General features: G+C 46.3%; 24 protein-coding genes and 1 tRNA gene. 16 read left to right on the top strand and 9 right to left on the bottom strand.

What is annotated here, in order from left to right:
- Positions 1 to 269: 269 nt before the first annotated feature.
- Positions 270 to 491: a DUF3784 domain-containing protein gene (locus DWW81_RS05795; protein ID WP_015573075.1), complete on the top strand. Its 222-nt coding sequence runs from the start codon at positions 270 to 272 to the stop codon at positions 489 to 491.
- Between the two features lie 75 nt (positions 492 to 566).
- Here DWW81_RS05795 and DWW81_RS05790 read toward each other — a convergent pair whose 3' ends face one another.
- Positions 567 to 746, bottom strand: a complete 180-nt coding sequence (locus tag DWW81_RS05790) for a hypothetical protein (protein ID WP_102364675.1) — start codon at positions 744 to 746, stop codon at positions 567 to 569.
- A gap of 370 nt (positions 747 to 1116) precedes the next feature.
- Positions 1117 to 1193 (bottom strand) — tRNA-Arg (locus tag DWW81_RS05785).
- A 187-nt stretch (positions 1194 to 1380) separates the two neighbouring features.
- Here DWW81_RS05785 and DWW81_RS13540 point away from each other — a divergent pair.
- Positions 1381 to 1503 (top strand): hypothetical protein, encoded by a 123-nt coding sequence (locus DWW81_RS13540; RefSeq protein WP_278307781.1) that lies wholly within the window; start codon positions 1381 to 1383, stop codon positions 1501 to 1503.
- A 52-nt stretch (positions 1504 to 1555) separates the two neighbouring features.
- Here the strand turns inward: DWW81_RS13540 and DWW81_RS05780 are convergent, their stop codons facing one another.
- The 5 genes from DWW81_RS05780 to DWW81_RS05760 form a co-directional block, all read right to left on the bottom strand.
- Positions 1556 to 3442: a GGDEF domain-containing protein gene (locus DWW81_RS05780; protein WP_181982678.1), complete on the bottom strand. Its 1887-nt coding sequence runs from the start codon at positions 3440 to 3442 to the stop codon at positions 1556 to 1558.
- A gap of 315 nt (positions 3443 to 3757) precedes the next feature.
- Entirely contained in the window at positions 3758 to 4687 is a 930-nt protein-coding gene (locus tag DWW81_RS05775; RefSeq protein ID WP_117896535.1) for an acyl-CoA thioester hydrolase/BAAT C-terminal domain-containing protein, read from the bottom strand.
- A gap of 240 nt (positions 4688 to 4927) precedes the next feature.
- Positions 4928 to 5068, bottom strand: coding sequence for a FeoB-associated Cys-rich membrane protein (locus tag DWW81_RS05770; RefSeq protein ID WP_181982677.1), 141 nt, complete (start codon positions 5066 to 5068; stop codon positions 4928 to 4930).
- Entirely contained in the window at positions 5065 to 7071 is a 2007-nt protein-coding gene (gene feoB / locus DWW81_RS05765) for a ferrous iron transport protein B (RefSeq protein ID WP_117896533.1), read from the bottom strand. The genes DWW81_RS05770 and feoB overlap by 4 nt, the downstream gene beginning before the upstream one ends.
- Complete coding sequence (locus tag DWW81_RS05760) at positions 7068 to 7310, bottom strand: FeoA family protein (protein ID WP_022287113.1); 243 nt, start codon at positions 7308 to 7310, stop codon at positions 7068 to 7070. The genes feoB and DWW81_RS05760 overlap by 4 nt, the downstream gene beginning before the upstream one ends.
- Positions 7311 to 7536: 226 nt before the next feature.
- On the opposite strand from DWW81_RS05760, the gene DWW81_RS05755 reads away from it, so the two are divergent.
- From DWW81_RS05755 to hypE, 14 genes are all read left to right on the top strand, one after another.
- Positions 7537 to 7782: a TM1266 family iron-only hydrogenase system putative regulator gene (locus DWW81_RS05755; RefSeq protein WP_022287112.1), complete on the top strand. Its 246-nt coding sequence runs from the start codon at positions 7537 to 7539 to the stop codon at positions 7780 to 7782.
- Between the two features lie 165 nt (positions 7783 to 7947).
- Entirely contained in the window at positions 7948 to 9171 is a 1224-nt protein-coding gene (hydF, locus tag DWW81_RS05750; protein WP_117896532.1) for a [FeFe] hydrogenase H-cluster maturation GTPase HydF, read from the top strand.
- Complete coding sequence (gene hydE / locus DWW81_RS05745) at positions 9149 to 10189, top strand: [FeFe] hydrogenase H-cluster radical SAM maturase HydE (RefSeq protein ID WP_117896531.1); 1041 nt, start codon at positions 9149 to 9151, stop codon at positions 10187 to 10189. The genes hydF and hydE overlap by 23 nt, the downstream gene beginning before the upstream one ends.
- Positions 10189 to 10953: a nitrogenase iron protein NifH gene (locus DWW81_RS05740; protein ID WP_117896530.1), complete on the top strand. Its 765-nt coding sequence runs from the start codon at positions 10189 to 10191 to the stop codon at positions 10951 to 10953. The genes hydE and DWW81_RS05740 overlap by 1 nt, the downstream gene beginning before the upstream one ends.
- Positions 10950 to 12242: a nitrogenase component 1 gene (locus tag DWW81_RS05735; protein WP_117896529.1), complete on the top strand. Its 1293-nt coding sequence runs from the start codon at positions 10950 to 10952 to the stop codon at positions 12240 to 12242. The genes DWW81_RS05740 and DWW81_RS05735 overlap by 4 nt, the downstream gene beginning before the upstream one ends.
- On the top strand, positions 12239 to 13357 hold the full coding sequence (locus DWW81_RS05730) for a nitrogenase component 1 (RefSeq protein WP_117896528.1): 1119 nt from the start codon (positions 12239 to 12241) through the stop codon (positions 13355 to 13357). Before DWW81_RS05735 ends, DWW81_RS05730 begins: the two co-directional genes overlap by 4 nt.
- Before the next feature lie 33 nt (positions 13358 to 13390).
- Entirely contained in the window at positions 13391 to 14152 is a 762-nt protein-coding gene (locus tag DWW81_RS05725) for a nitrogenase iron protein NifH (protein WP_117896527.1), read from the top strand.
- Positions 14145 to 15446: a nitrogenase component 1 gene (locus DWW81_RS05720; RefSeq protein ID WP_117896526.1), complete on the top strand. Its 1302-nt coding sequence runs from the start codon at positions 14145 to 14147 to the stop codon at positions 15444 to 15446. Before DWW81_RS05725 ends, DWW81_RS05720 begins: the two co-directional genes overlap by 8 nt.
- The gene (locus DWW81_RS05715; RefSeq protein ID WP_117896525.1) at positions 15443 to 16510 is read left to right on the top strand and encodes a nitrogenase component 1; all 1068 of its coding nucleotides are present in this window, start codon (positions 15443 to 15445) and stop codon (positions 16508 to 16510) included. The genes DWW81_RS05720 and DWW81_RS05715 overlap by 4 nt, the downstream gene beginning before the upstream one ends.
- Positions 16507 to 16908 (top strand): hypothetical protein, encoded by a 402-nt coding sequence (locus DWW81_RS05710; RefSeq protein ID WP_117896524.1) that lies wholly within the window; start codon positions 16507 to 16509, stop codon positions 16906 to 16908. The genes DWW81_RS05715 and DWW81_RS05710 overlap by 4 nt, the downstream gene beginning before the upstream one ends.
- Positions 16908 to 19187 carry a carbamoyltransferase HypF gene (gene hypF, locus DWW81_RS05705; protein ID WP_117896523.1) on the top strand — a complete coding sequence of 760 codons (2280 nt, stop codon included), beginning with the start codon at positions 16908 to 16910 and terminating at the stop codon, positions 19185 to 19187. The genes DWW81_RS05710 and hypF overlap by 1 nt, the downstream gene beginning before the upstream one ends.
- Before the next feature lie 281 nt (positions 19188 to 19468).
- The gene (locus DWW81_RS05700; protein WP_022287101.1) at positions 19469 to 19678 is read left to right on the top strand and encodes a HypC/HybG/HupF family hydrogenase formation chaperone; all 210 of its coding nucleotides are present in this window, start codon (positions 19469 to 19471) and stop codon (positions 19676 to 19678) included.
- On the top strand, positions 19675 to 20727 hold the full coding sequence (gene hypD / locus DWW81_RS05695) for a hydrogenase formation protein HypD (protein WP_117896522.1): 1053 nt from the start codon (positions 19675 to 19677) through the stop codon (positions 20725 to 20727). Before DWW81_RS05700 ends, hypD begins: the two co-directional genes overlap by 4 nt.
- 28 nt (positions 20728 to 20755) lie before the next feature.
- The gene (gene hypE, locus DWW81_RS05690) at positions 20756 to 21763 is read left to right on the top strand and encodes a hydrogenase expression/formation protein HypE (RefSeq protein WP_117896521.1); all 1008 of its coding nucleotides are present in this window, start codon (positions 20756 to 20758) and stop codon (positions 21761 to 21763) included.
- 298 nt (positions 21764 to 22061) lie between these two features.
- Here the strand turns inward: hypE and hemL are convergent, their stop codons facing one another.
- Positions 22062 to 23321, bottom strand: coding sequence for a glutamate-1-semialdehyde 2,1-aminomutase (gene hemL, locus DWW81_RS05685; protein WP_117896520.1), 1260 nt, complete (start codon positions 23319 to 23321; stop codon positions 22062 to 22064).
- Complete coding sequence (gene hemB, locus DWW81_RS05680) at positions 23321 to 24289, bottom strand: porphobilinogen synthase (protein WP_117896519.1); 969 nt, start codon at positions 24287 to 24289, stop codon at positions 23321 to 23323. Before hemB ends, hemL begins: the two co-directional genes overlap by 1 nt.
- Positions 24290 to 24300: the final 11 nt, after the last annotated feature.

Here is a 24300-nt window from a genome sequence, read left to right as displayed (position 1 = left end):
AGTGAATGGTTTATTCAGTTGTCAAAATACAAGTGAAAGGGCTGACCTTTTCGTGGCTCGGAATTAACCCCTTCACTTGTTTGAAATGGGAGAGCGTTTTTGGGGGGTGTTTTTTCAAAATTTCTTGAAAATTTTTTTGCTAACAAAAAAAGCCACCTACTTTCCTCTTAATTGAGGTCAATAGACGGCGGGTAGAAATATTCATAATTTTGGTGTATAATAGGAAATTAAGAGAAAGACAAATTTGAATTTTTTGTGGAGGTGTTTATATGATATTCCTAAAGGTATTGGCTGTAGTTCTGGGATTGGCATTCCTTCTGTTTGGATACTTCATTTACTTTAAAAAGAAATACAATCTTATCAACGGTTTTGAGGCGGATTTCAAAGCCGGTCGGAAGAAAGAAGAATACGCAAAGAAAGTGGGAATGATAGAGTTTGTTGTTGGTATAGTTCTGCTTATCACAGGTGTTGCACTTATTCTGTTTGCCTAATAAATTCCAGTTTGTCTAACTTACTCTAAATTAGCAAAGACCGCTTACAAAAGTGTAGGCGGTCTTTATTCGTGTTCAGATATATTTGATTTTGAACTTTCTTTTCTTGGCTGAAAGCACCTTGCAAAGAATATCATCTGCTGCGTCCGTGTATCTGCCTTGTGCTATCAGGCTGTTCTTCAAACGGATAAGTGATTGCAGCACTTCGCTGTATTCGTCCTTGGAAAGGTATAAATGATATTTTTGTTCTTTCAAAACAACCACCTCCTGTTACCGCAATTATATAATAAGAAATGGCATAGAAGTAGTGTGCGATTGTCGCTTGACCACCCCTAAATGAACGAATTAACAGGGTAACGAACGCCTTATTCATTAGCAGGAATTTTGCTCGAATTTTTCTGCCATTAGCAGAGAGGGCATTTTCATTAGCAAAATAGCGAAAATCCTGCTAATTTTTATTAGCAAGTCGTTCACCTGAAAGGCGGACGACATTCGTCCTAATTTCCATTAGCTGACGGAGATTTTGCTAATGAAAATCTGTGAATTTTACGATTTTTCACTTTTTCCGTAAAAATGAAAAAACGCCGGAAACCCTTGATTTTACTGGGTTTTCCGGCGGAGTTTTTGGCGTTCCCGAGGTGATTCGAACACCCGACCTACCGCTTAGGAGGCGGTCGCTCTATCCAGCTGAGCTACGGAAACATCTTTAAAATCTATTCAATTTTAGTCTTAAACTTACTCAATGTCAATCGCCTTTGCCCGAAAGGCGGTCGTTATAACATATTCTTAGGAGGCGGTCGCTCTATCCAGCTGAGCTACGGAAACACATTACAATCGTTATTATATCACAGTTTTGCAATTTTGTCAAATGTTTATTTGACAAAAAAAGTTGACTCGCCATAGCAACAAGTTCGGCTCAAAATATAAGAGCAAGGCAGAAACAGCAGGCGGCATTATACTCGTTTTGATCGTGCTGAAGATCTTTCTTGAGGAAGTTGGCATACTCAAATAGCATAAAAACAAGGGCGGAAGTTTTCAAACTATCCGCCCTCTTGTTATGTCTGTTAGTCCCGCCGACTATGATGTTTACGCTTTTGCGTGTACATCTCACGATCTGACGCTTTCATAAGATCGTCGATCTCTTTCAATGTTTTCGGCTTTCCCACCTTGTAGCCACAGCTTATCGACACATCATATGGCGACTTGCTTCTGCGATTGTACTCTGCAATGCTGCGGGATATCTTTTCGTAAAAGCTGTCTGCACCGTCTGTTTCAGCGATAACAGCCACAAATTCATCACCGCCGAAGCGTGAGCATATCCCACCTTCTGCAGTGCATTTTGTCATCAGCGACGCCACTGCCTTTATCGCCTTGTCACCCTCGTTGTGACCATAGAGGTCATTTATCTTTTTAAGGTTGTCCATGTCAATGGAGAATACCCATACGCCTACGCCCTGTTTCTCAGCCTTTGAAATAAGCTTTCTTACGTTCTTGTAAAAGCCCCTGCGATTATATATCCCCGTCATGGGGTCAAGCATATGTATCCGTGCAAGCTCTGCATTTGCCCTTTCAAGCCGCTGGCGGTTTTTAAAGCTCTCCATTATCTGATTGGTGTTGTTTATAAAACGCCTTGTGTTCTGGAAAAGAAAATATATAGGATTATATGAATTTGCCGCATATCCTATGACCTCGTCCTGAAAATGGAGCGGTGAGAACATTAAGCAGTTATGGCGTCCAAGGACTTGCTCCATATCAGGCAAAAGATCCTTGGTGTCAAATACTTCACCGGTCTTGTATTTGTTGTCAAAAGTCTGCATGAAAACTCTCATCTGCTTTGTAAAGCTGTTATTAAAGCGTTCTCTCTGCCTCGTGTTTGACAGAAAATCAGAGTTTGTGCATACCCAGCTATAATAATCTCCCGAACGTGCCATTACCTTTGCCATTTCTTCTACAGTGTGACATTCCACTGTTTTTGCAAGATAAGAGAACATATGCTGTTCGTGACCATCAGAATTGTTCATTCTGTGGTAAAGCTCAAGGATCTTGTCGCCTACTTCTCTCGGGTCTATTTTCTTACAGCCGCAAGACTGGGATATCCTCATGGTGTAGTTGACCTCTATTTTTTCAGGAAGAGGAATTCCGTTCATCATATGGTCTATGGCGTTTATTATCTTTTCGCCAAGCACATCATTGTCTACAGCCGCCGTTGTAAGACGAGGGCTGTTATACTGTTCAAGCTCGATGCCGTCAAAGCCCGTTACAATAACGTCTTCAGGCACTTTTATGCCGCGTTCTCTCAGTATGCTGCAAGCTGTTATCGCCATAGCGTCGTTTGCACATATTATCGCCTGCGGAAATTCTAAATCGCTTTCCAAAAATTTCTGCAATACTCCTTTTGTTGGCATATCCCAGAAGTCACCATAGCCAAGACGCTCAGGCTCAAATTCTATGCCGTTTTCTGCAAGCACCTTTTTGTATGCTTCTATACGCTCTTCTGAGAAAGCATTGCCCTTTACGCCAGCGATGAAATTAACTCTTCTGCAGCCGTGAAATTCGATCACATGGCGAACTATCTTTTCAAAAACGTCAGAGTAATTGAATGTCACACTGCAGCAATTATCCATTGTGCTGTCAACGCATATGACAGGAACACCGTGTTCATGGGCACGCTTGCTTATCTCGTTGGAAATGCTGTCTCTTTTTATTGCCTCGGGCATTATTATAAGTACGTCAAGAATGTCATAATTTATAAGGTCAAAAATGCTTGCTTCACCATGGTTGTAGGAGCTGTTGTTATAAAGGTCGCAAAAGGTGTTGAAAAGAAGCACCTTGTAGCCCTCTTTTACACCTTTTCGGCTTATGGAAGATACTATCTCTCTCACATAGTCAGATTGTACGCATGAAGTGCAGATACCTATTATTTTATATTTCGCTGTATCGCTTGTAAACATAGCTTGCTCCTTCGTCAGGGTCATGACGACCCACCACTATCTATATAAAATAATTGCTTTTTGCTTTGATATGTGACTGCTATTAGAAAATATTCACACACCGTTAATTTTACCATATCCGCATTCTAATGTCAATAGAAAACCCACAAAATTCACAAAAATCTTCTTTTTGAAAGCATTTATTCTGTTGCAAAAAATAACAGACTGACTTCCGGCGAAAAAAGCCGGAAGTCGGTCTTTGTTTATCGTAAAACATATCGAGCAAGGGGCGCCAGAGGCCGCCCCTACACAAAATAGCGTATTTTATGGGCTTTTTTATTCAGCTACCCACTGTTTTAAAGCCGCAGAAAGTCGTCTGTCGATATCCTTTCTTGTCTGCTCGCACTCCTTAGGATAGTCCTTTGCAGCCTTGAAAATAAATTTCATTACGAATTTAAGTCCCACAGGAAGTGCTTTTCTGAGCATTGTCTCAGGAAGCACAAAGTGCGTTCCATGCTCGTAAGTCAGGGCTTCGTAATCGCACTCGTGAGGGCGTTCTTTCAAGCGCTTATCCATGCGGCGGACGTATTTTCCTGCCTCCCAGAAGCTGTCGTCATCAGCACCCACCATTATAAGCTTGCCCTTGATGTTCTCAACCTTTATCATTTCTTCCTCTGTATGTTCTCTTGACTTTTCAGAGTCGATAAAAAGGTGCGTGCTTCGTGTTATATCTCCCGAGCCTTTGGTTTCTTCTTCTATTTTGTGATAGTATTCAGGGTGGGCATAAACGAACGGCATATAGGCAAGCGGCTTGCCCTGCCATGAAAGTGTGGAAGCGTCAGGGATAGGCCATTCCTTGCAGCCGTCTTTTTCGCCCTGCTCAAAGCCCTGCCATACAAAGTCGCTTGGCGTAAGACCGAAAGTGAGTGTTATGTCAGGGAAATATGAAGCTGCCACAATGGAATCCATTCCTGCCGTACTCATTCCCATTATGCCTATTTTCTTGTTTCCATGGCTTTTGAGCCACTTTATAGCGGTCTCTATCCTTTCAAGCGGGAAGTTCACATGGCCGTAGTTCTTCACGTCAGGTGACATACACATAACGTTCACGCCATTTTTGTGAAGCCATTTTGCTCCGCACTTTGCCATAAAGTCATTAGGATCGTCGCCGAACAGACCTATCATTGCGCAGTTTGCACCCTTTGGATTTTCATAATATGTACCATAAAAACCGTCTTTCTCATTGCTAAAAAATTGTTTCTTCATAATACCGACCTTTCTAAGTTGGTTTTCTTTATAAAGTTAGACCGAACTAACCATATCTCAAAAAACAAGGTAGATAACTTCACCCTAAGCTATATTATATCACATTTTTGCTTATTTGTCAGGTGTATTAACGAAAAAAGTCAGATGTATTGTAAATTTTTGATTTTCTTAGTGTTGCTTATATATTAATAAAATGGCGGAGAACGCATTTTATTTGCAGTTCTCCGCTATTTTTATGCCTTATTTTTTTCCGCATCTGCTGTTACAGTGTGAACAACAGCCGCAGCATTTACCTTTTTTCTTTTGCTTTGATATACTTATTGCCGCCGCCACTGCCCATAAAAGCAGAAGTATCACCACTATCCAGTCGGCTGTATTCATAATAACGCTCCTATCTGATATACCGCACAGCCGCAAAGCCATGCCACCATGCACTGCATTATCACAACGCCTACTGTCTGTATCCTTGAATCAAGTTCTCTCTTTATGGTCGCCACCGCCGCAACACATGGGGTGTAAAGCAGGGTGAATACGAGAAAGCTCAGTGCGGAAAGGGTGGAGAATGCTCCAGAAAGAGCAGTGCCAAGGTTTGCAGTGCTTGTGTTCATCAGTACCGCCATTGTGCTTACTACCGCCTCTTTCGCAGTGAAGCCCGATATAAGCGAGGTGGTCACTCTCCAATCTGCAAAGCCCAAAGGCTTGAATATTGGCGATATAGCCTGACCGATAAGAGCGAGCAGGCTGTCGGAGGAGTCTTTCACAACGTTGAGCTTTGCGTCAAAGGTCTCCAAAAACCATATTATGATAGTCGCAAAGAATATAACTGTGAAAGCTCTTTGTATAAAGTCCTTTGCCTTGTCCCAAAGAAGAAGTCCTACGCTTTTTGCCGAAGGAAGACGATAGTTTGGAAGCTCCATTACAAACGGCACAGGCTTGCCACGGAAAGCTGTATTTTTCAGTATCAGTGCAACTATTATCCCAAGCACTATGCCCGTTATGTATAAGCCTATCATCACAAGCGCCTGATATTTTTTGAAAAATGCTGCACAGAAAACTGCGTAAATAGGTATCTTTGCCGAACAGCTCATGTAAGGGGTAAGAAGTATGGTCATTTTTCTGTCACGGTCTGATACAAGCGTTCTCGTCGCCATTATGGCAGGCACTGAACAGCCGAAGCCTATGAGCATAGGCACAAAGCTTCGTCCCGAAAGACCGATCTTTCTAAGAAGCTTGTCCATTACGAATGCCACTCGTGCCATGTAGCCCGTGTCCTCCAGTATGGAAAGGAAAAAGAACAGCGTCACTATTATAGGCAAAAAGCTTAGAACGCTTCCAACGCCTGCAAAAACTCCGTCTATTATAAGGCTGTGCACAACAGGGTTTATGCCGTAGGCTGTAAGCCCTTTGTCTGCTAGGTCGGTGAGCTTGTCTATACCAAGGGAAAGCCAATCGGAAAGGGTCGAGCCGATAACATTGAATGTGAGGAAAAATACAAGAAACATTATCCCGAAAAATACAGGCAGTGCAGTGTATTTTCCCGTTAGTATGCGGTCTATTTTTACGCTCCGCTTGTGTTCTCGGCTCTCGTGGCATTTCACAACGCTTATGGCAACGACTTTCTCGATAAAGTCGTATCGCATATCTGCAAGCGCCGCATTTCTGTCAAGCTTTGATTCGTCCTCCATTTCCACTATGCAGTGTTCGAGAAGCTCCAGCTCGTTTTGATTAAGCTCAAGCTGATCCTCGATATTCTTATCACCCTCAATAAGCTTTGAAGCACAAAATCTCGGCGGTATGCCCACTCGATTAGCGTGATCCATGATGAGATGAACAACTGCGTGTATACATCTGTGAACAGGGGAGTCGTCAGCACAAAAGTCTGTGACAACAGGCTTTGTCTTGTTTCGGGCAGTTTCTACAGCCTTATCGATAAGGTCTGAGATACCCTCGCCCTTTGCCGCACTTACCGGTATAACAGGTATGCCAAGTGCGTCGCTCATCATTTTTACGTCTATCGTTCCACCGTTGGCTCTTACCTCGTCCATCATGTTTAAGGCAAGCACCATTGGCACACGCAGTTCAAGAAGCTGTAAAGTGAGATACAGATTTCGTTCTATATTGGTGGCGTCAACAATGTTTATAATGCCGTCAGGCTTTTCATTTATTATGTAGTCACGGGTGACGATCTCTTCCTGCGTGTAAGGGCGCAGTGAGTATATTCCCGGCAGATCCACCACAGTGCAGTTTTTCTGCCCCTTTATGTCACCGACCTTCTGCTCGACTGTTACACCGGGAAAGTTTCCAACGTGCTGATTAGACCCTGTAAGGGCGTTAAAAAGCGTGGTCTTTCCACAGTTCTGATTTCCTGCAAGGGCAAATCTCATATATGGTCATTCTCCTCTGTTTTTTCTATCTCTATGTTTTTTGCGTCCTCTATCCTGAGCGTCAGCTCGTAGCCTCTCAGCACGATATCAAGAGGGTCGCCCATTGGCGCACGCTTTAGCATTTTCACCTTTGTTTTGGGTATAAGTCCCATGTCGAGAAAACGCAGCCTAAGCGCACCCTCGCCGCCTACCGCTTTTATTACGGCAGACTCACCCGTTTTAAGCTTATCAAGAGTCATTGTCTTTTCCTCCATAGCTATATTTTATTCTTATGTTTCATCTAAAAGAACTTCACAAAATAAGTTTACCATGGCTAACTCTACTTGTCAATAGTATATGTCATATATTTTATTCGATTGTTATCTAAAAATTTTATTCAAATAGATAACTTCCAATTGACAACGCCAACAAATCGTGCTATCATAAAGTAAGACAAAGTACACTTTTACATTACGGGGGTGTTTTATGGATACCCGTGTGGCAATACTTGCAATAATCGCACACGATAACGGTTCTGCGCAGGAGATAAACGCAATTCTTCATGAGCATGCCGAGTATATAATAGGACGAATGGGTCTGCCATACCGAGAGCGTGGCATGAACATAATAAGCGTGGCAGTTGACGCTCCGCAGGACGTTATAAATTCACTTGCAGGCAAGATAGGCAGGCTTGAGGGAGTGACCGCCAAGACCCTTTATTCGCCACAGTAAAAATCTAATAAATATTTGTGACCCTGACGCCGAAAACGAGTTTTCTCCTTTAAGGCGAAAGAATACACATCAAGCAGAAAACTGCACTATCGTGTGGTCTTGTTTTGCTATAGAAAAGCTGTATCCATAGGGGTATGGCTTATTTTTTTGAGAGGAGCTTTTGCAATGGGACTTAATGACGCACCAAGCGGAGAACGTATACATATAGGATTTTTCGGCAGACGAAACGCAGGAAAATCAAGCGTTGTGAATGCAGTAACAAATCAGGATCTTGCAGTGGTATCCGATACGAAAGGCACTACCACCGACCCTGTTACAAAGGCAATGGAGCTTTTGCCCCTTGGCCCTGTTGTGATAATAGATACCCCAGGCTTTGACGACGAGGGCAAGCTTGGAGAGCTTCGTGTTAAGAAAACTAAGCAGATACTAAACAGAACAGATTGCGCAGTTCTTGTTACCGATTGCACCTTGCCCCTTGGCGACTGCGAAAAACAGCTTATCTCAATATTTAAAGAGAAAAACATACCTTTTATCATAGCCAAAAACAAAGCCGACCTGCTCACTGATATCCCAAAAGAGGAGGGCGCAGTGTACGTCAGCGCAAAAGAGAAAACAGGCATAGAGGAGCTTAAAAACGCCGTTGCAAAGCTCACTGAAACAGACACCATGACAATGAAGCTTGTGGGCGACCTTATAAAGCCTGACGATATGGTGGTGCTTGTCACCCCTATCGACAGTGCCGCACCAAAGGGTAGGCTTATCCTGCCACAACAGCAGGCCATAAGAGATGTTCTTGAAGCAAACGCCTGTGCAGTGGTGGTAAGAGAAACTGAGCTTTCAGGAGTGCTTGGCAGGATAGAGAAGCCTGCGCTTGTTATAACGGATAGTCAGGCTTTCGCAAGAGTTTCAAAGGATGCTCCCGAGGATATCCCTCTCACCTCGTTTTCTATCCTTATGGCTAGATATAAGGGCTTTCTTGACGCCGCAGTAAAGGGCGTGAAAGCTATCGACGATCTTAAAGACGGTGACAAGGTGCTTATTTCAGAGGGCTGTACACATCACAGACAGTGCGGTGATATAGGCTCTGTGAAGCTTCCGAACTGGCTGAAAGAATATACAGGCAAGAATCTTGAGATAGTGCTGTCATCAGGTCACGGCTTTCCAGAGGAGCTTTCAGACTTTGCGCTTTGCATACACTGTGGCGGCTGTATGCTCGGCTCAAAAGAGCTTACCTACAGAATGAAATGTGCTTGTGACGCAGACGTGCCGTTCACAAATTATGGCATTGCAATTGCCTATATGAAGGGTATTCTCAAACGGAGCATCGAAGTGTTTCCACATCTTGTAAAGGAGCTTGAAGATCACAATGGCGGTCAGAGAACTTATTGATAAACTAAACTGCGAGAAAAAGCTTTCCCACGATGAATGGGTGAAGCTTATAAAAGAATATGACGAGAGCGACATAGCCTATGCCGCAGAGCTTGCAAGGGGCATTTCGCAGGGAATGTTCGGCAAGGATATCTACATAAGGGGCATAGTGGAGTTTTCAAACATCTGCAAAAACGATTGCCTTTACTGCGGAATAAGGCGCTCAAACGGCAACGTGAGCAGATACAGGCTTACCGCTGAGGAGATCTTGCAGTGCTGTGACGAGGGCTACGGCTATGGTTTTCGTACCTTTGTGCTTCAAAGCGGTGAGGACGCTTTCTATGACAGAGAAATGCTCTGTGGTATCGTCAGCGAGATAAAAAAGCGTCACCCTGACTGTGCGGTGACATTGTCCCTAGGTGAGAAAAGCCGTGATGACTATGAAGCCTTTTTCAATGCAGGTGCAGACCGGTATCTTCTCAGGCACGAAACTGCCGACGAGGAGCATTACAAAAAGCTCCACCCAGCCGAAATGTCTTGGAAAAACCGAATGGAGTGCCTTTCAGATCTTAAAGAGATAGGCTATCAGACAGGCTGTGGAATGATGATAGGCTCGCCTTATCAGACGGTGGAGTGCCTTGCTGAGGATATGGAGTTTATGTGCGATCTCAAGCCTGAAATGATAGGCATTGGACCTTTTCTCCCACATAAGGACACGCCTTTCAGAAGCTGTCCGCAAGGCTCATATGAGCTTACCCTCTTTCTGCTGAGCATTTGCAGGATAATGCTCCCCGACGTTCTTTTGCCTGCCACCACAGCCCTTGGTACTATAAACCCCAAAGGGAGAGAACAAGGGGTGCTGTCAGGTGCGAACGTCATAATGCCGAATCTGTCCCCTGTGGCAGTGAGAAAAAAATATATGCTCTATGACAACAAGATATGCACAGGTGACGAGTCTGCACAGTGCAGGGCTTGCCTTGAAAGACGAATGGAGTCCATAGGCTATAAAATAAAGATATCAAGAGGAGATCACAGATAATGATAAAGCTTGCTTTTTACGGAAAAGGCGGAATAGGAAAGTCAACGGCGGCATCAAACGTCAGTATTGCACTTGCACAAAAAGGGCTGAAAGTCATGCAGATAGGCTGTGACCCAAAGGCTGACTCCACCATATTTCTCCATGGTGGCGAGAAGATACCCACCGTTCTTGACCTTGTGCGAAAAGGCGAAAGCTTTGACCTTGAAGATATGGTAAGGGTAGGCTATAACGGTGTTGTGTGCGTTGAAGCAGGCGGTCCGGTCCCGGGGCTTGGCTGTGCAGGCAGAGGTATAATCGCCGCTTTGGAGGAGCTTGAAAAAAAAGGCGCATATGAAAAATATCAGCCTGACGTTGTTATCTATGACGTTCTCGGAGACGTGGTGTGCGGAGGTTTTTCAATGCCAATGCGAAAGGGTTATGCCGATAAGGTGTTTATCATCACATCAGGCGAGAGTATGTCTGTATATGCCGCCGCAAACATCGCAATGGCGGTGGAAAATTTCAAAAGCCGTGGATATGCTTCACTTGGCGGCTTTATCCTCAATAAACGCAACGTAAAAAACGAGGAGGAAAAAGCGGCAGAGCTTGCGGCTGATTTTCACAGCTCTGTGATAGCCGAGATAGACCGAAGCGACCTTGTGAGCGAAGCTGAGGATATGCGCAAAACTGTCATGGAAGCTTTTCCTGACAGCACTGCGGCAAAGCAGTATAAAGCCCTTGCGGATAAGATAGCCGAGCTGTGCGGTATTGGAGAAGAAAAATGATAAAAGAGAGCGGCATAAATATAACGAAGGCGGCTTTTCCTGCGCCTTTTGAAAGCGGTCTTGAATATAATCCCCCCACAAGGGGCGTGTGGAATATCGTCCATACCGGTATGCTTATCCCTGAGTCGCGGCAGATATTTGTCTGCGCACAGGGCTGCCTGAGGGGCGTTATCCTCACTGCGGCAGAGATGAATGCCATGGACAGAATGTCATGGGTGACTGTTTCTGAGCAGGATCTGTATGACGGCACAATGGAACAGGACATTATCGACGGAGTGAGGGATATAATAAACAGGCTTGAGGAAAAGCCAAAGTGCGTTTTGATTTTTTTAAGCTGCGTCCACCTTTTTGCAGGCTGTGACTTCAAAATGATAATAGACGAGCTTTCGGCATTGTTTCCGCAGGTGCATTTTATAGATTGCTACATGACGCCAACCATGAGAAAGTCTATCTCCCCCGACAGCCTTATGAGAAAACAGCTTTACGAGCCACTTGAAAAGTGCGAAAAGAAGCCTAAAACGGCGGCTATAATAGGCTGTGACAGAGCCACGGACGAAGCCTCCGAGCTTGTAAAAATAATAAACTCAGCAGGCTTTGAGCTTCTTGACATAACAAAGTGCAAGACCTATGAGGAGTATCTCTCCATGGCGGAAAGCTCTTTGAATATCACCTATATCCCCACGGCAAAGCCGTCAGGAGAGGAGCTTGAAAAGCGACTTGGCACAAAGCATTTGTATCTGCCCTTGTGCTATGGCTATGATGAGATAGAGAAAAATTACAGCAGGCTTTGCACCCAGCTTGGTGTGAAAATGCCTGACTTTTCTGCTGATAGAGAAGCCGCCGACAAGGCTCTTGCAAATGCCCTTGAGATAGTTGGAAATATGCCTATAGCCGTGGATTATACTGCTCTGCCAAGACCCCTTGGCTTTTGCAGACTTCTTGCAGAGAAAGGCTTCAATGTGAAGCGTTGCTACGCCGACAGCTTTTCAGAGGAGGAAAGGGCAGATTTTGAGTGGCTGAAAGCCAATTGCCACGACCTTGAAATTCTCCCTACTGTGAATGTGAAAATGGAGTTTTCACAGTGCGAAGAAAAATATCTTGCAGTAGGTCAGAAAGCAGCGTTTTTCTGCCAGACTGATAATTTCGTTGATATAGTCGCAGGGGGCGGGGGATACGGCTTTGAGGGCATAAAAAGGCTTGCAGAGCTTATGGCTGAGGGAGCAGTAAACAAAAAGGACAGACGTAAGGTGATACAACACAAGGGCTGGGGGTGTGAAAGCTGTCTATGAATGCAAAAGTGATATCCATATATGCGGCGGATACTTCGGGAGTATGCTCGGCGCTTTATGAGCTTGGTGGAATGACCGTCGTCCATGACGCTTCGGGCTGTAATTCCACCTACGCCACCCATGACGAGCCACGCTGGTATGACCGCAAAAGCATGATATATATTTCTGCACTAACAGAAGCGGAAGCCGTTATGGGCAATGACAGCAAGTTCATTCGTGATGTGGCGAAAGCGGCAGGTGAGCTTTCACCCAAATTCATAGCCATTTGTGGTTCGCCAATGCCTGCGATGACAGGCTTTGACTACAGTTCAGCCGCTGAGGAGATAGAGCGTGAAACGGGTCTGACCACATTTTTCGTTGATACCAACGGCACTCATTCCTATCTTCAAGGAGCAGAGGGGGCTTTTCTTAGTATCGCAAAGCTTTTCTGCAGTGAGGGAAAAGAAAAGCAGGCAAATTCAGTGAATATTATTGGTGCAACGCCTCTTGACTTTTCAGTGAATACAAGCGTAAGCTCCATAAAAAAGTGGCTTTTGGATAACAGCTTTTCAGTGCAAAGCTGTTTTGCTATGGACAGCAGTCTTGATGAGATTTCTACCGCACCACAGGCGGCTGTAAGCCTTGTTATATCCTCAGACGGGATAGCTGCGGCAAAGTATCTTTTTGATACCTATGGAGTGCCATATGTTGTGGGCGTGCCTGTGGGAAAAAGCTTTTCCAAAAAGCTTTCCGCTGACCTGAAAAGAGCAGCGTCAGAGGGCGTTTGTATAAATTCCTGCGGTGAAAAAGCTGTAGAGAATGCTCATATGATAGTTGCAGGGGAAAGCGTTTTTGCTTCTTCCCTTGGGGCTGAACTTGGCGCAAAAACTGTGGCGACAGTTGGCATAAGAAACAGCGAGGTGCTGTCAGGGACGGACATTTTCTGCGAGGAAGAAGCAGAGCTTGAAAAGCTTTTTTCACAGCATAAGACCGTCATAGCAGACCCGCTTTTCAGACCCATATGCAAAGAGGCAAGCTTTGTTTCACTGCCGCACGTTGCTTTTTCGGGAAGATGTTTTCTTAAAGATATCCCCGATCTGATAGATAAAGATGTAAGCAAAATACTTAACCTATAAAAAGGAGGAACGTGCTTTTGCACGGATACTTTTATGATAAAAATAGCCGTTTACGGAAAGGGCGGAATAGGAAAATCCACAGTTACGGGAAACCTTGCCGCCGCATTTGCAAGTCTTGGGAAAAGAGTTATACAAATAGGCTGTGACCCAAAGGCTGACTCTACCATAAATCTTCTTGGGGGCGAGCCTGTTATGCCTGTGATGAATTATCTCAGAGAGCATGATGACGAGCCTGAGAGCATAGAAGAGATATCAAAAGAGGGCTATGGCGGAGTGCTTTGTATAGAAACAGGCGGTCCTACCCCCGGACTTGGCTGTGCAGGCAGAGGTATAATCACCACGTTCAGCCTGCTTGAAGACTTAAAGCTTTTTGAAAAATATAAGCCTGACGTTGTGCTTTATGACGTTCTCGGAGACGTTGTGTGCGGAGGTTTCGCCGCACCTATCAGAGAGGGCTACGCTTCAAAGGTGCTTATCGTCACCTCAGGCGAGAAAATGGCATTGTATGCCGCAAATAATATAAACAGTGCGGTGAAAAACTTTGCCGACAGAAGCTATGCAAAAGTCCGTGGTATCGTCATGAACAGGCGAAACGTTGAGGGCGAGGAAGAAAAGGTCAGAGCCTTTGCAGAAAGCGCAGGACTTGATATCGTTGCGGATATTCCAAGAAGCGACGATATCATCAGATGTGAGGATAAGGGCATGACCGTTATAGAGGGCGAGCCTGACTGTCAGGCGGCAAAATGCTTTTTGAAGCTTGCCCGGACTCTTATTCAGGAGGACAACGATGACTAAAGCGTTTTGCATAACAGCGGCGGAGCTTGCCCAAAAGGGAAAGGATAATATCCCTGACGAGCTTCTTTCGGCAAAGCACCTTATCTACAGCTCCCCCGCAACATTGGCGTTCAATTCACCGGGAGCGCAGGGCTTTGGTGTAAAAAGAGCAGGACTTGCAGTGCCAAATTCGGTTATGCTTCTTGTGGCTCCTGCCTGCTGTGGACGAAACACCACTATGCTCAGTGCGGAAAGCGGCTACGGCGACAGATTTTTCTACCTGCTTCTTGACGATACCGATATCGTCACAGGCAGACACCTTACAAAGATACCGAAAGCCGTGGAGGAGGTACGTCAAAGCCTTGATTACACTCCCTCAGCGGTGATGATATGTATAACCTGCGTTGACGCTCTCCTCGGTACTGATATGGACAGAGTGTGCAGAAAATCCAGCGACCGAGCAGGCGTGCCTGTTGTGCCATGCTATATGTATGCCCTTACAAGGGAAAAGCGTCTGCCCCCTATGGCTTCAGTGCGAAAATCGGTGTATTCCCTTTTGAAATCTCGCAAGAGAAAGTCTGACGAGGTGAATATCCTCGGTTATTTCTCACCCTTGCAGGAGGATTGCGAGCTTTACAGTCTGCTGAAAAGTGCAGGCGTAAAGACCATAAGGGAGCTTTCAAGGTGCGATACCTTCGAGGAATATGAAAAAATGTCACAAGCGAATTTTTCCCTTGTACTCAATGCGGAAGCAAGATATGCCGCCCAGCAAATGGAGCAGGAGCTTAACATACCTTTTATAGAGCTTGCGAGAGTTTTTCAGGCTGACAAGATATCTACGCAGTATCGTCTGCTGGGTCAGGCGATAGGAGCGGAGCTTTGCGATAAAGAGTATTATGAGCAGACCATGGCTCTTATAGATGATTTCAGAGAAAAGCATAAAGGGCTGTGCTTTGCAGTGGGCGAGTTTTCAAACTGCGACCCTATAGAAATGGCATTGGCTCTTATAAGATACGGCTTCAAGGTGGCGGAGATATTCGGAACTGTGGGAGAGCGAAATTTCGGCTTTGTGAAAAAGATAGCACAGCTCTCACCTGAAACAAAAATATATTCAAACCTCTCCCCTACAATGCTCTTTTATGAGCCTGACGAGAGGGTGAACGTTTATATCGGCAAGGACTGTGCCTATTATCACCCTGACATAGCAGGAGCGGACTTTAATGACGAGATACAGCCTTTTGGCTATGCAGGAGTGAAAAAGCTGTTTTGCGACCTTGAAAAGGCACTTGACAGGAAAGGAGCGGAGGATAAATGAAAAATCTTTTGAAGCTTTTGTCACCCTTTGCCCCTGACCAATCAGGTGCGTCGGCAGTGCTTTACGAGCTTGGAGGACTAATGGTAATATGCGACGCAGGCGGCTGTGCAGGCAACGTCTGTGGCTTTGACGAGCCAAGGTGGTTTACCAAAAAGAGCGCAGTTTTCAGCGCGGGGCTTCGTGATATGGACGCAATTTTAGGACGTGACGACAGGCTCATCGAAAAGCTCTCCAAAGCCTGTGAGCAGATAAGACCAGCCTTTACCGCCATAATAGGCACACCTGTGCCTGCTGTCATCGCAACAGATATGAGAGCGTTGAAACGAATGGCGGAAAAGAAAACCGGTCTGCCTTGCATAACAGCCGAGTGTACAGGCACGAACTATTACGACAGTGGCTCAGAGCCGGTGTGGATAGAGCTTTTCAAGACCTTTGCCACTGAGAGCAAGCCTGTTCAGAAAGGCAGGCTTGGCATTATAGGTGCAACGCCTTTGGAGCTTAGTATCATAAGCCCCGAGAAGATAGTGGCGGAATATAAGGCAAAGGGTTGGGAGAATGTTATATGCTATGGCATGGGAAGCACCCTTGATGATGTGAAAAATGCGGCTGCGGCAGAGATGAACATAGTCTGTTCAGCGGCGGCAATAAAGGCGGCGGAGTATCTCAAAGAAAAGTTCGGCACGCCTTATGAGATAGAATATCCACAAAGCTGTCTGCCTGAGGAGATAGTGCAAAAAGCTGATAACTTTGCGGATAAAAACGTCCTTGTGATACATAACCAAACAGCGGCTGACGCTGTAAGAAAGCTTATCACAGAAAAAAGCGGCAAGTGTCATTGCACATCGGCAACGTTTTTTATGCAGAAAAAGGAGCTTTTGCAGCAGAGTGATTTTTTCCTTGCAGACGAAAGCGACCTTTGCGACAATGTTGGTGATAACTATGACGTTGTTATCGCAGACAAGACCCTCAGACGTGTTATGAAAAATTTCAAGGGCGAGTTTGTAGATTTTCCACATTTTGGACTTTCGGGCAGACTTTTGCAGGGAGAGAGTGAAAAGATATGACAGAAGAAATTATAGAGCGTCTTGAAGAATATCTCGGCTCAGAGGAGTTTGAATATGAAGCCGAAAACTGCATGGAGGGGCTTGACGAAAGCGGCGAGGGCATAAACGCAGTTTTGCCTTTGCTTAGATTTCTCGAAAGACACCCCATGGCTGATATCAGCATGACAAGTGCCGTGGTGAGATATATGGAGCAGTTTTACGGCAGAGGTTACGAGAACATTCTCATGGACTCCGTTCGTCGCAGACCTACAGTGCATACTGTGAGAATGTTAGGCAGGCTCAGAAATGCCGCCATAGATGAGGGTCAGGACGGTGAGGAGTTTGAGGACGTGCTTATAGACGTTCTCAGCAGTGAAGCAGAGGACGAGATAAAGGACACCGTCAGGGAGCTTATCTGATGAAAACTGAGATGATTCGTGTTTATGGTATCGTTCAGGGCGTGGGCTTCCGACCTTTTGTTAGCCGTGAAGCGTCAGACCTTGGACTTTGCGGCACTGTGGCAAACAAAGGCTCTTATGTTGAGATACACGCACAGGGCAGTGAAAAGGCTGTGGAGGACTTGAAAAAAGCCCTTGAAAGCCGTCCCCCTGAGCGTTCGGTGATAATGGAGATAATTTCCGCCCATGCCGACGAACCGCCTTTTGACAGCTTTGAGATAATCGACAGCGAAAAGGAAAAAGGGGATATTTTCGTATCCCCTGACATTGCAGTGTGCGAAAAATGCAAGGAAGAGCTTTTCGACAAAACAAACAGAAGATACCACCACCCTTTTATAAACTGTACTCAGTGCGGTCCAAGGCTCACTATTATGGACTCTATGCCCTATGACAGAGAGCGTACAACAATGGCTGACTTTCCAATGTGCAAAGACTGCGAGGAGGAGTACACCGACCCTGCCACAAGGCGTTATGACGCCCAGCCTGTGTGCTGTAACAAATGCGGTCCGGAGGTCTATATCATAGGCAGTGAAAAGAAAGGCGCTGAGGCTATCACCGCCGCAAGAGAAGCCGTCATGGCAGGGAAGATAATCGCTGTCAAAGGCATAGGCGGTTTTCACCTTTGCTGTGACGCAAAAAACGAGAGCGCAGTGAAAAGGCTCAGAGAGCTTAAAAACCGCCCTGCAAAACCACTTGCCGTTATGCTGAAGGATATTTCTGCCGCAAGGCGTGAGTGCGATTTTGGCGAAGCGCAGGAAAAGCTTCTCACAGGCTGGCAAAAGCCTATCGTGCTTCTTGATAAAAAAACTAGCGGAAGCCTTTGCGAAAGCGTTGCACCCGATAATCCTACAGTGGGAGTAATGCTCCCCTATGCCCCTTTGCACCTGCTTCTTTTTGATTACGATGACGGCGTGGAAATGACCGACCGCCTTGTTATGACCAGCGGAAACGTCCGTGGCGCACCTATATGTCGAAGCGACGAGGACGCACTCAGCGAAATAGCGGGCTTCTGTGACCTGATATTATCCCACAACAGACGTATCTTGATACGCTCAGACGATACTGTCATGGATACATTTGAGGGCAAGCCTTACATAATAAGGCGTTCAAGAGGATATGCACCATTGCCTGTTATGACATCGTGCAGTGATAAAGGTCAGACCCTTGCCATAGGCGGTGAGCTTAAAAATACTTTCTGTATCAGAAAGGGAAGCCTTTACTATCTCTCTTCCTACGTTGGCGATATGGCTGATATCCGCACCGTAAAGGCGCTTGAGGAGTCAGTGAAGCGTATGTGCGAACTTCTGGAAGCAACACCGCAAAACGTAGTCTGCGATATGCACCCCAAATACAATACAGTTGCATTTGCCGAGGGGATTGACCTGCCTCTGAAAAAAATCCAGCACCACTATGCTCATATCCTATCCTGCATGGCAGAAAACGACTATAGCGAAAAGGTCATAGGTGTATCATATGACGGCACAGGCTTTGGCACAGACGGCACCATATGGGGAGGAGAGATACTTCTCTGCGACCGCACAGGCTTTGAACGCATGGGAAGCATAAAGCCCTTCATGCAGGTGGGCGGCGATCTTTCCTCTAAAGAGGGCTGGCGTATCGCCGCAATGATAGCAGGCTCAGCCTATGGGGAAAGGGGCGGAGAGATCTGTGAAAAGCTTGGCATTTGTACAGCGAAAGAGTACAAGCTTCTGTTCGTAATGGCAGAGAAAAAAGTAAACGCAGTAAGCTCCACAAGCGCAGGACGGCTTTTTGACGCCGCTTCTGCGGTGCTTGGCATAAGGCGTTCTTCTACCTTTGAGGGCGAAGCTTCCATGGCGTTGCAGTTTGCGGCAGAAAAATTCAGCAGTGAGCCGTTTGGCATTTACGAGCCTATGGAAAAGCTCACTGCCGAAAAAGAGGGCAGGATAATGCTCTGCACTCAGGCTCTTATCAAGCGTCTTTGCCAGGGTATGCAAAATGGCGAGGACAAAAACCGCCTTGCCTATGAGTTCCACTCACTTCTTGCGGACATGACCGCACAGGCGTGCAGGACCATAAGCGAGAGAACAGGCGTAAAGGTCTGTGCCTTGAGCGGGGGAGTTTTTCAGAACAAGCTTCTGCTTAAAATGGTGAAGTGCCGCCTTGAAAAAATGGGGCTTAGAGTGCTTATCCACAGCCTTGTGCCTGCCAATGACGGTGGTATAGCTTTGGGACAAGCGTTTTATCTGAATGAGGAATGAGGAGTGAGGAATGAGGAATTAAGGTATCGCCTGCGGCGATGATTTTCTTATTCTGTAGGGGCGACCTTTGGTCGCCTGAGACTGTTGAAAAATACCAAAATAACAGGCGAACGCTGTTCGCCCCTACATATAAACAGCGTATTTACGCCAATTGTAGGGGACGGCGCCCTCGACGTCCCGCTTTTGTCGAACTTTTTCAATAAGCTGGGGCGACCTTTGGTCGCCTGTGTATCTCATTTCTGATTTTGTGATATAGATTAAATTTTTTTGGAGGTATTGATATGTGTGTAGGTTTATCTGCAAAGGTAGTAAGTGTAAACGAGGGCACTGCTGTTATTGACGCAAGCGGTGCAAAAAGAGAGGTATCTGCTGACCTTATCGACGATCTCGAGGTGGGGGATTATGTCATGGTACACGCAGGGGTGGCTATCGCAAAGATAACCTCTGACGATAGCGAAGAAACTGACGAGATAATGGAGAGTATCCAATGAACACTATAGAAAATGCAAAGGAGATAATAAGCTCCTACAAACGTGATGACGGCAAAAAGCTTCGCATAATGGAGGTCTGCGGTACTCACACCCACGAGATCTTCAGGCTTGGCATAAGAAAGCTCCTTCCTGAGAGCGTTGAGCTTATCTCAGGCCCTGGCTGTCCTGTGTGCGTTACCCCCATTGGCTTTATCGACGAAGCTTGTATGCTCGCTCTTGAAAAAGGTGCGGTGATATGCACTTTCGGCGACCTTATAAGAGTACCCGGTACAGAAATGAGCCTTGCAGGAGCAAGGTCAAAGGGTGCTGTGATAAAGACGGTCTATTCGCCCCTTGACGCAGTTTCATATGCCGAAAGCCATAGAGATGAGCAGGTGGTGTTCCTGGCCGTTGGCTTTGAAACCACCACCCCATCAGCCTGCCTTGCAGTAGAAAAAGCGAAAAAGCTGGGGCTAGGAAACTTTTCTATTCTTGGTGCAAACAAGACCATGCCAAACGCTTATAAGGCTTTGGAGGGAAGCGCAGACGCATTTTTGTATCCCGGTCATGTCAACGCTATCACAGGCACAGCCGTGTGCGAGGAGCTTGTGAAAAAGGGTGTTTCAGGCGTTGTTACGGGCTTCACGGCGGCTGAACTTCTTACGGCTCTTGCTGTTACCATAGAGCTTTCTCAGCGTGGCGAGCCGTTTTTCAGAAACTGCTATCCGAGAGTGGTAAAACCTGAGGGCAACCCTGCCGCCATAAAGCTTATGGAAAAGGTCATGACCCCCTGCGACAGCGAGTGGCGTGGACTTGGTATCATCCCAATGTCAGGCATGATACTCCGTGACGAATATGCCGACTTTGACGCACGAAAAAAATTCGCCCTGCCGAAAATAACAGGCAAGCCAAACCCAGCCTGCCGCTGTGGAGATGTTTTGCAGGGCAAGTGCAAGCCCTCAAACTGTAAAGTTTTTGGCAAGGTCTGCACACCGCTACACCCTATAGGTGCGTGCATGGTGTCAAATGAGGGCGCTTGCTCGGCATATTATCAGTATGGCAATTTGTAAAATAAACTATCCGAAAAGAGGAATAATTATGACAGATAAATTTGTTACCCTTGCCCACGGCGCAGGAGGAAAGCAGACCTCCGAACTTATCGACCGTGTTTTTAAGGAGCATTTCGCTAACCCTGACCTGACCGCCGACGATGCCGCCGTGCTTTCCATGGAAAAGGGCAAGATAGCATTCACCACAGACGGCTTTATAGTTTCCCCATACGAATTCGCAGGAGGAAATATCGGCAAACTCAGCATTTGCGGCACTGTGAACGACCTTTCCTGCATGGGCGCAAAGCCTTTGTATCTCTCATGTGCTTTCGTTATTGAAGAGGGCTTTCCAATGGATAAGCTTGAGGAGATAGCCGCCGCCATGGCAAAGACCGCCAAGGAAGCAGGTGTCGAAATATGTGCAGGCGACACAAAGGTGGCAGGAAAAGGTCAGGTAGACGGCGTTTTTATCACCACCACGGGCATAGGCAGGATAATGGACAACGCCAACACCTCAGGCAAGCTTGCCAAAGCAGGCGATGCCGTTATAGTGTCAGGTGATATCGGCAGACACGGCTGTACCATACTTTTAGCTCGTGACGAGTTCGGCATAGAGGCAGACGTAACAAGCGATTGTGCACCCCTTTGGGCTAACGTAAAAGCAATGTTCGACGTTACAAACGATATCCACGTTATCCGTGACGCAACAAGAGGCGGTGTAGGCACTGTTCTTTACGAGATAGCAGGTCAAAGCGGTGTGGGAATAACCCTTGACGCTGAGAAAATACCGGTGGCAGACGAAGTGAAAGGCGTGTGCGGTATGCTGGGCTTAGAACCATTGTATCTCGCCTGCGAGGGCAGACTTGTTATATTCGCACCAAAGGACAAAGCGGAGGATATCGTTTCTGCCCTGAGAAAATGCAAAAACTCAGAGAACGCCGCAATCATAGGCGAGGTCACAGAGGATAACGCAGGCAGAGTTGTGATGAAAACCGAGATAGGCTCACAAACCCTTCTTCCACAGCCGGGCGGAGAGCTTCTCCCTAGAATTTGCTGATATCAAATAATGTATGGGAGCAGCGCAATTTCTGCTTGGAAGAAATACGACGTCCCGTTTAGCGTTTGCCTGTTTTCCATGAATTTCTGCACTGTTACATCGTAGGGGCGAACAGTGTTCGCCCGCCTGATTTTCTCGCAAACTTATGTTGAAAGCCGCATTTGGGAATATTGAGCCAAAAATTGCGTGGATATCATGAGTTTGTCAGGCAAACAAAACGGGCGAACACTGTTCGCCCCTACATATATGGAATATAAAAAAGCGGAACTGTTCAGCATGATTTGAACAGTTCCGTTTTTTATCTGTAAGACCCTATCGCCTCAATAGTCTTTGCAATGTCCTCGTCAGTGTGAGCATAGGAAACGAACATCGCCTCGAATTGCGACGGTGCAGTGTAAATGCCGCTTTGAAGCATATGGCGGTAGTATCTGCCGTAGCTTTCCGTGTCGCAAGCCCTTGCCTCATCATAGCTTTTCACTCTCTCGTCATTGAAAAATACCGTCATGAGCGAGCCACAGCGATTCACGTTCAGACCCTTTTCACGCAGAACCTTTTCTATCTCTGCCGACTTTCTGTCAAGCTCCTCATAGAAGTTTGGTATGCTTTCTATCTGCCTGATAGTTTCTATTCCTGCCGCCACTGCGCATGGGTTTCCCGACAGCGTGCCTGCCTGATAAACAGAGCCTAGGGGCGCAACGCACTGCATTATCTCAAGCTTTCCCCCATAGCAGGCAAGGGGCATTCCTCCCCCCACTATCTTGCCAAGGGTGGTCATGTCAGGGGTAACTCCGAAATATTTTGAAGCTCCCCCATCTGAAAGCCTGAATCCCGTTATAACTTCGTCAAATATAAGCACAGTGCCGTGCTTTTTCGTTATCTCCCTGAGAAATTCAAGAAAGCCCTTTTCAGGCGGAACAACGCCCATGTTTGCGGCGCATGGTTCAACGATAAGTGCGGCTATCTCGCTGCCGTATTCCTCAAAAAGCTTTTCCACAGAAGCAGTGTCATTGTATTTCGCAAGAAGCGTGTCCTTTGTGCAGCCCTCTGTCACTCCTGCACCCGATGGGATAGCCTGCGTCATAAGTCCAGAGCCTGCCTTTACAAGCAATCCGTCCGAGTGACCGTGATAACAGCCCTCGAATTTTATTATCTTGTCCCTGCCTGTGAAACCTCTTGCGGCTCTTATTGCGCTCATGACAGCTTCCGTGCCTGAGTTTACAAGCCTGAGCATTTCCATAGACGGAAAGTGCTTTTTTATAAGCTCAGCCAAGGTTATCTCGCCCTTGTGGCAAGCACCGAACGTAAGCCCCTTGTCGCAGGCGGCTTTAACAGCATTTATCACAGGCTCACAGCAGTGACCGAGAATGTTCGGCCCCCATGAGCATACATAGTCGATGAACTCGTTTCCGTCCTCGTCCCATATCCTTGACCCTTTCGCATGGTCGATAAAAAGCGGAACAGTGCCAACCGCCTTGCAGGCTCTGACAGGGCTGTTCACTCCACCGGGCATAAAACCGCAGGCAGTTTTGTAAAGCTGTTCAGACTTAGCAGTGTTCATTACTTGTCCTCCTTTATCCATTTTGCGGCGTCAAGAGCATGGTATGTTATGATAATGTCCGCACCTGCACGCTTTATAGCAGTGAGATTTTCAAGAACGATACGCTTCTCGTCTATCCAGCCAAGCTGTGCCGCCGCCTTTACCATAGAGAACTCACCGCTTACGTTGTATGCCGCAATCGGCAGATCATATCTGTCCCTGGCGGCTCTGAGGATATCAAGATAACAAAGCGCAGGCTTCACCATTACCATGTCAGCCCCCTCCTCGATATCGTCCTCTATCTCACGGAGAGCCTCACGTCCGTTGCAAGGATCCATCTGATATGACTTTCTGTCGCCAAAGCATGGCGCAGACTCAGCGGCGTCACGGAATGGAGAATAATATCCCGACGCAAATTTCGCACTGTATGACATTATAGGAATATCAGTAAGAGCATTCTCGTCAAGCGCTGCCCTTATTGCCGCAACTCTGCCGTCCATCATGTCGGAAGGTGCGATAATATCAGCGCCTGCCTTTGCAAGGCTCACCGCCATTTTGCACAGAAGCGGCAAAGTGCTGTCATTGAGTATCTTGTCGTCCTTTACAACTCCGCAGTGTCCATGGCTCGTATATTCGCAAAGACAAACGTCCGCAATAACGAGCATATCAGGATAGTGTTCCTTGATGTATCTTATTGCCTGCTGTGTAACGCCCTTGTCATTGTAAGCCTCCGTTGCAAGCTCGTCCTTTTTCTCCGGTATGCCGAAAATAAGCAAGCCCGATATTCCGCTGTCTGCTATCTGCGGCAATATCTGCTCCAGATTGTCGATAGAATACTGATAAACTGTTGGCATAGAGTCAACAGGCTTCATGATGTCATTACCCTCTGCCACAAAAATCGGGTAGATAAAGTCTGCCGCATTTAATCTTGTTTCGCAAACCATTCTTCTCATTGCTGGGTTTGCCCTTAATCTTCTGAATCTTCGCATTTTTATCTTCC

The sequence above is a fragment of the Ruminococcus sp. AF17-1AC genome (assembly GCF_003461385.1).
GTDB lineage: Bacteria > Bacillota > Clostridia > Oscillospirales > Ruminococcaceae > Hominimerdicola > Hominimerdicola aceti.
Note: the sequence above shows the minus strand (reverse complement) of the source record. Positions and strands in the feature narration are given on the sequence as shown.

Bases quoted from the DNA above. Each gene is read 5' to 3' on its own strand.
- DWW81_RS05795 (WP_015573075.1), top strand. From the start codon at position 270: ATGATATTCCTAAAGGTATTGGCTGTAGTTCTGGGATTGGCATTCCTT.
- DWW81_RS05780 (WP_181982678.1), bottom strand. From the start codon at position 3,442: ATGTTTACAAGCGATACAGCGAAATATAAAATAATAGGTATCTGCACT.
- DWW81_RS05775 (WP_117896535.1), bottom strand. From the start codon at position 4,687: ATGAAGAAACAATTTTTTAGCAATGAGAAAGACGGTTTTTATGGTACA.
- DWW81_RS05770 (WP_181982677.1), bottom strand. From the start codon at position 5,068: ATGAATACAGCCGACTGGATAGTGGTGATACTTCTGCTTTTATGGGCA.
- feoB (WP_117896533.1), bottom strand. From the start codon at position 7,071: ATGAGATTTGCCCTTGCAGGAAATCAGAACTGTGGAAAGACCACGCTT.
- DWW81_RS05760 (WP_022287113.1), bottom strand. From the start codon at position 7,310: ATGACTCTTGATAAGCTTAAAACGGGTGAGTCTGCCGTAATAAAAGCG.
- DWW81_RS05755 (WP_022287112.1), top strand. From the start codon at position 7,537: ATGGATACCCGTGTGGCAATACTTGCAATAATCGCACACGATAACGGT.
- hydF (WP_117896532.1), top strand. From the start codon at position 7,948: ATGGGACTTAATGACGCACCAAGCGGAGAACGTATACATATAGGATTT.
- hydE (WP_117896531.1), top strand. From the start codon at position 9,149: ATGGCGGTCAGAGAACTTATTGATAAACTAAACTGCGAGAAAAAGCTT.
- DWW81_RS05740 (WP_117896530.1), top strand. From the start codon at position 10,189: ATGATAAAGCTTGCTTTTTACGGAAAAGGCGGAATAGGAAAGTCAACG.
- DWW81_RS05735 (WP_117896529.1), top strand. From the start codon at position 10,950: ATGATAAAAGAGAGCGGCATAAATATAACGAAGGCGGCTTTTCCTGCG.
- DWW81_RS05730 (WP_117896528.1), top strand. From the start codon at position 12,239: ATGAATGCAAAAGTGATATCCATATATGCGGCGGATACTTCGGGAGTA.
- DWW81_RS05725 (WP_117896527.1), top strand. From the start codon at position 13,391: ATGATAAAAATAGCCGTTTACGGAAAGGGCGGAATAGGAAAATCCACA.
- DWW81_RS05720 (WP_117896526.1), top strand. From the start codon at position 14,145: ATGACTAAAGCGTTTTGCATAACAGCGGCGGAGCTTGCCCAAAAGGGA.
- DWW81_RS05715 (WP_117896525.1), top strand. From the start codon at position 15,443: ATGAAAAATCTTTTGAAGCTTTTGTCACCCTTTGCCCCTGACCAATCA.
- DWW81_RS05710 (WP_117896524.1), top strand. From the start codon at position 16,507: ATGACAGAAGAAATTATAGAGCGTCTTGAAGAATATCTCGGCTCAGAG.
- hypF (WP_117896523.1), top strand. From the start codon at position 16,908: ATGAAAACTGAGATGATTCGTGTTTATGGTATCGTTCAGGGCGTGGGC.
- DWW81_RS05700 (WP_022287101.1), top strand. From the start codon at position 19,469: ATGTGTGTAGGTTTATCTGCAAAGGTAGTAAGTGTAAACGAGGGCACT.
- hypD (WP_117896522.1), top strand. From the start codon at position 19,675: ATGAACACTATAGAAAATGCAAAGGAGATAATAAGCTCCTACAAACGT.
- hypE (WP_117896521.1), top strand. From the start codon at position 20,756: ATGACAGATAAATTTGTTACCCTTGCCCACGGCGCAGGAGGAAAGCAG.
- hemL (WP_117896520.1), bottom strand. From the start codon at position 23,321: ATGAACACTGCTAAGTCTGAACAGCTTTACAAAACTGCCTGCGGTTTT.
- hemB (WP_117896519.1), bottom strand. From the start codon at position 24,289: ATGCGAAGATTCAGAAGATTAAGGGCAAACCCAGCAATGAGAAGAATG.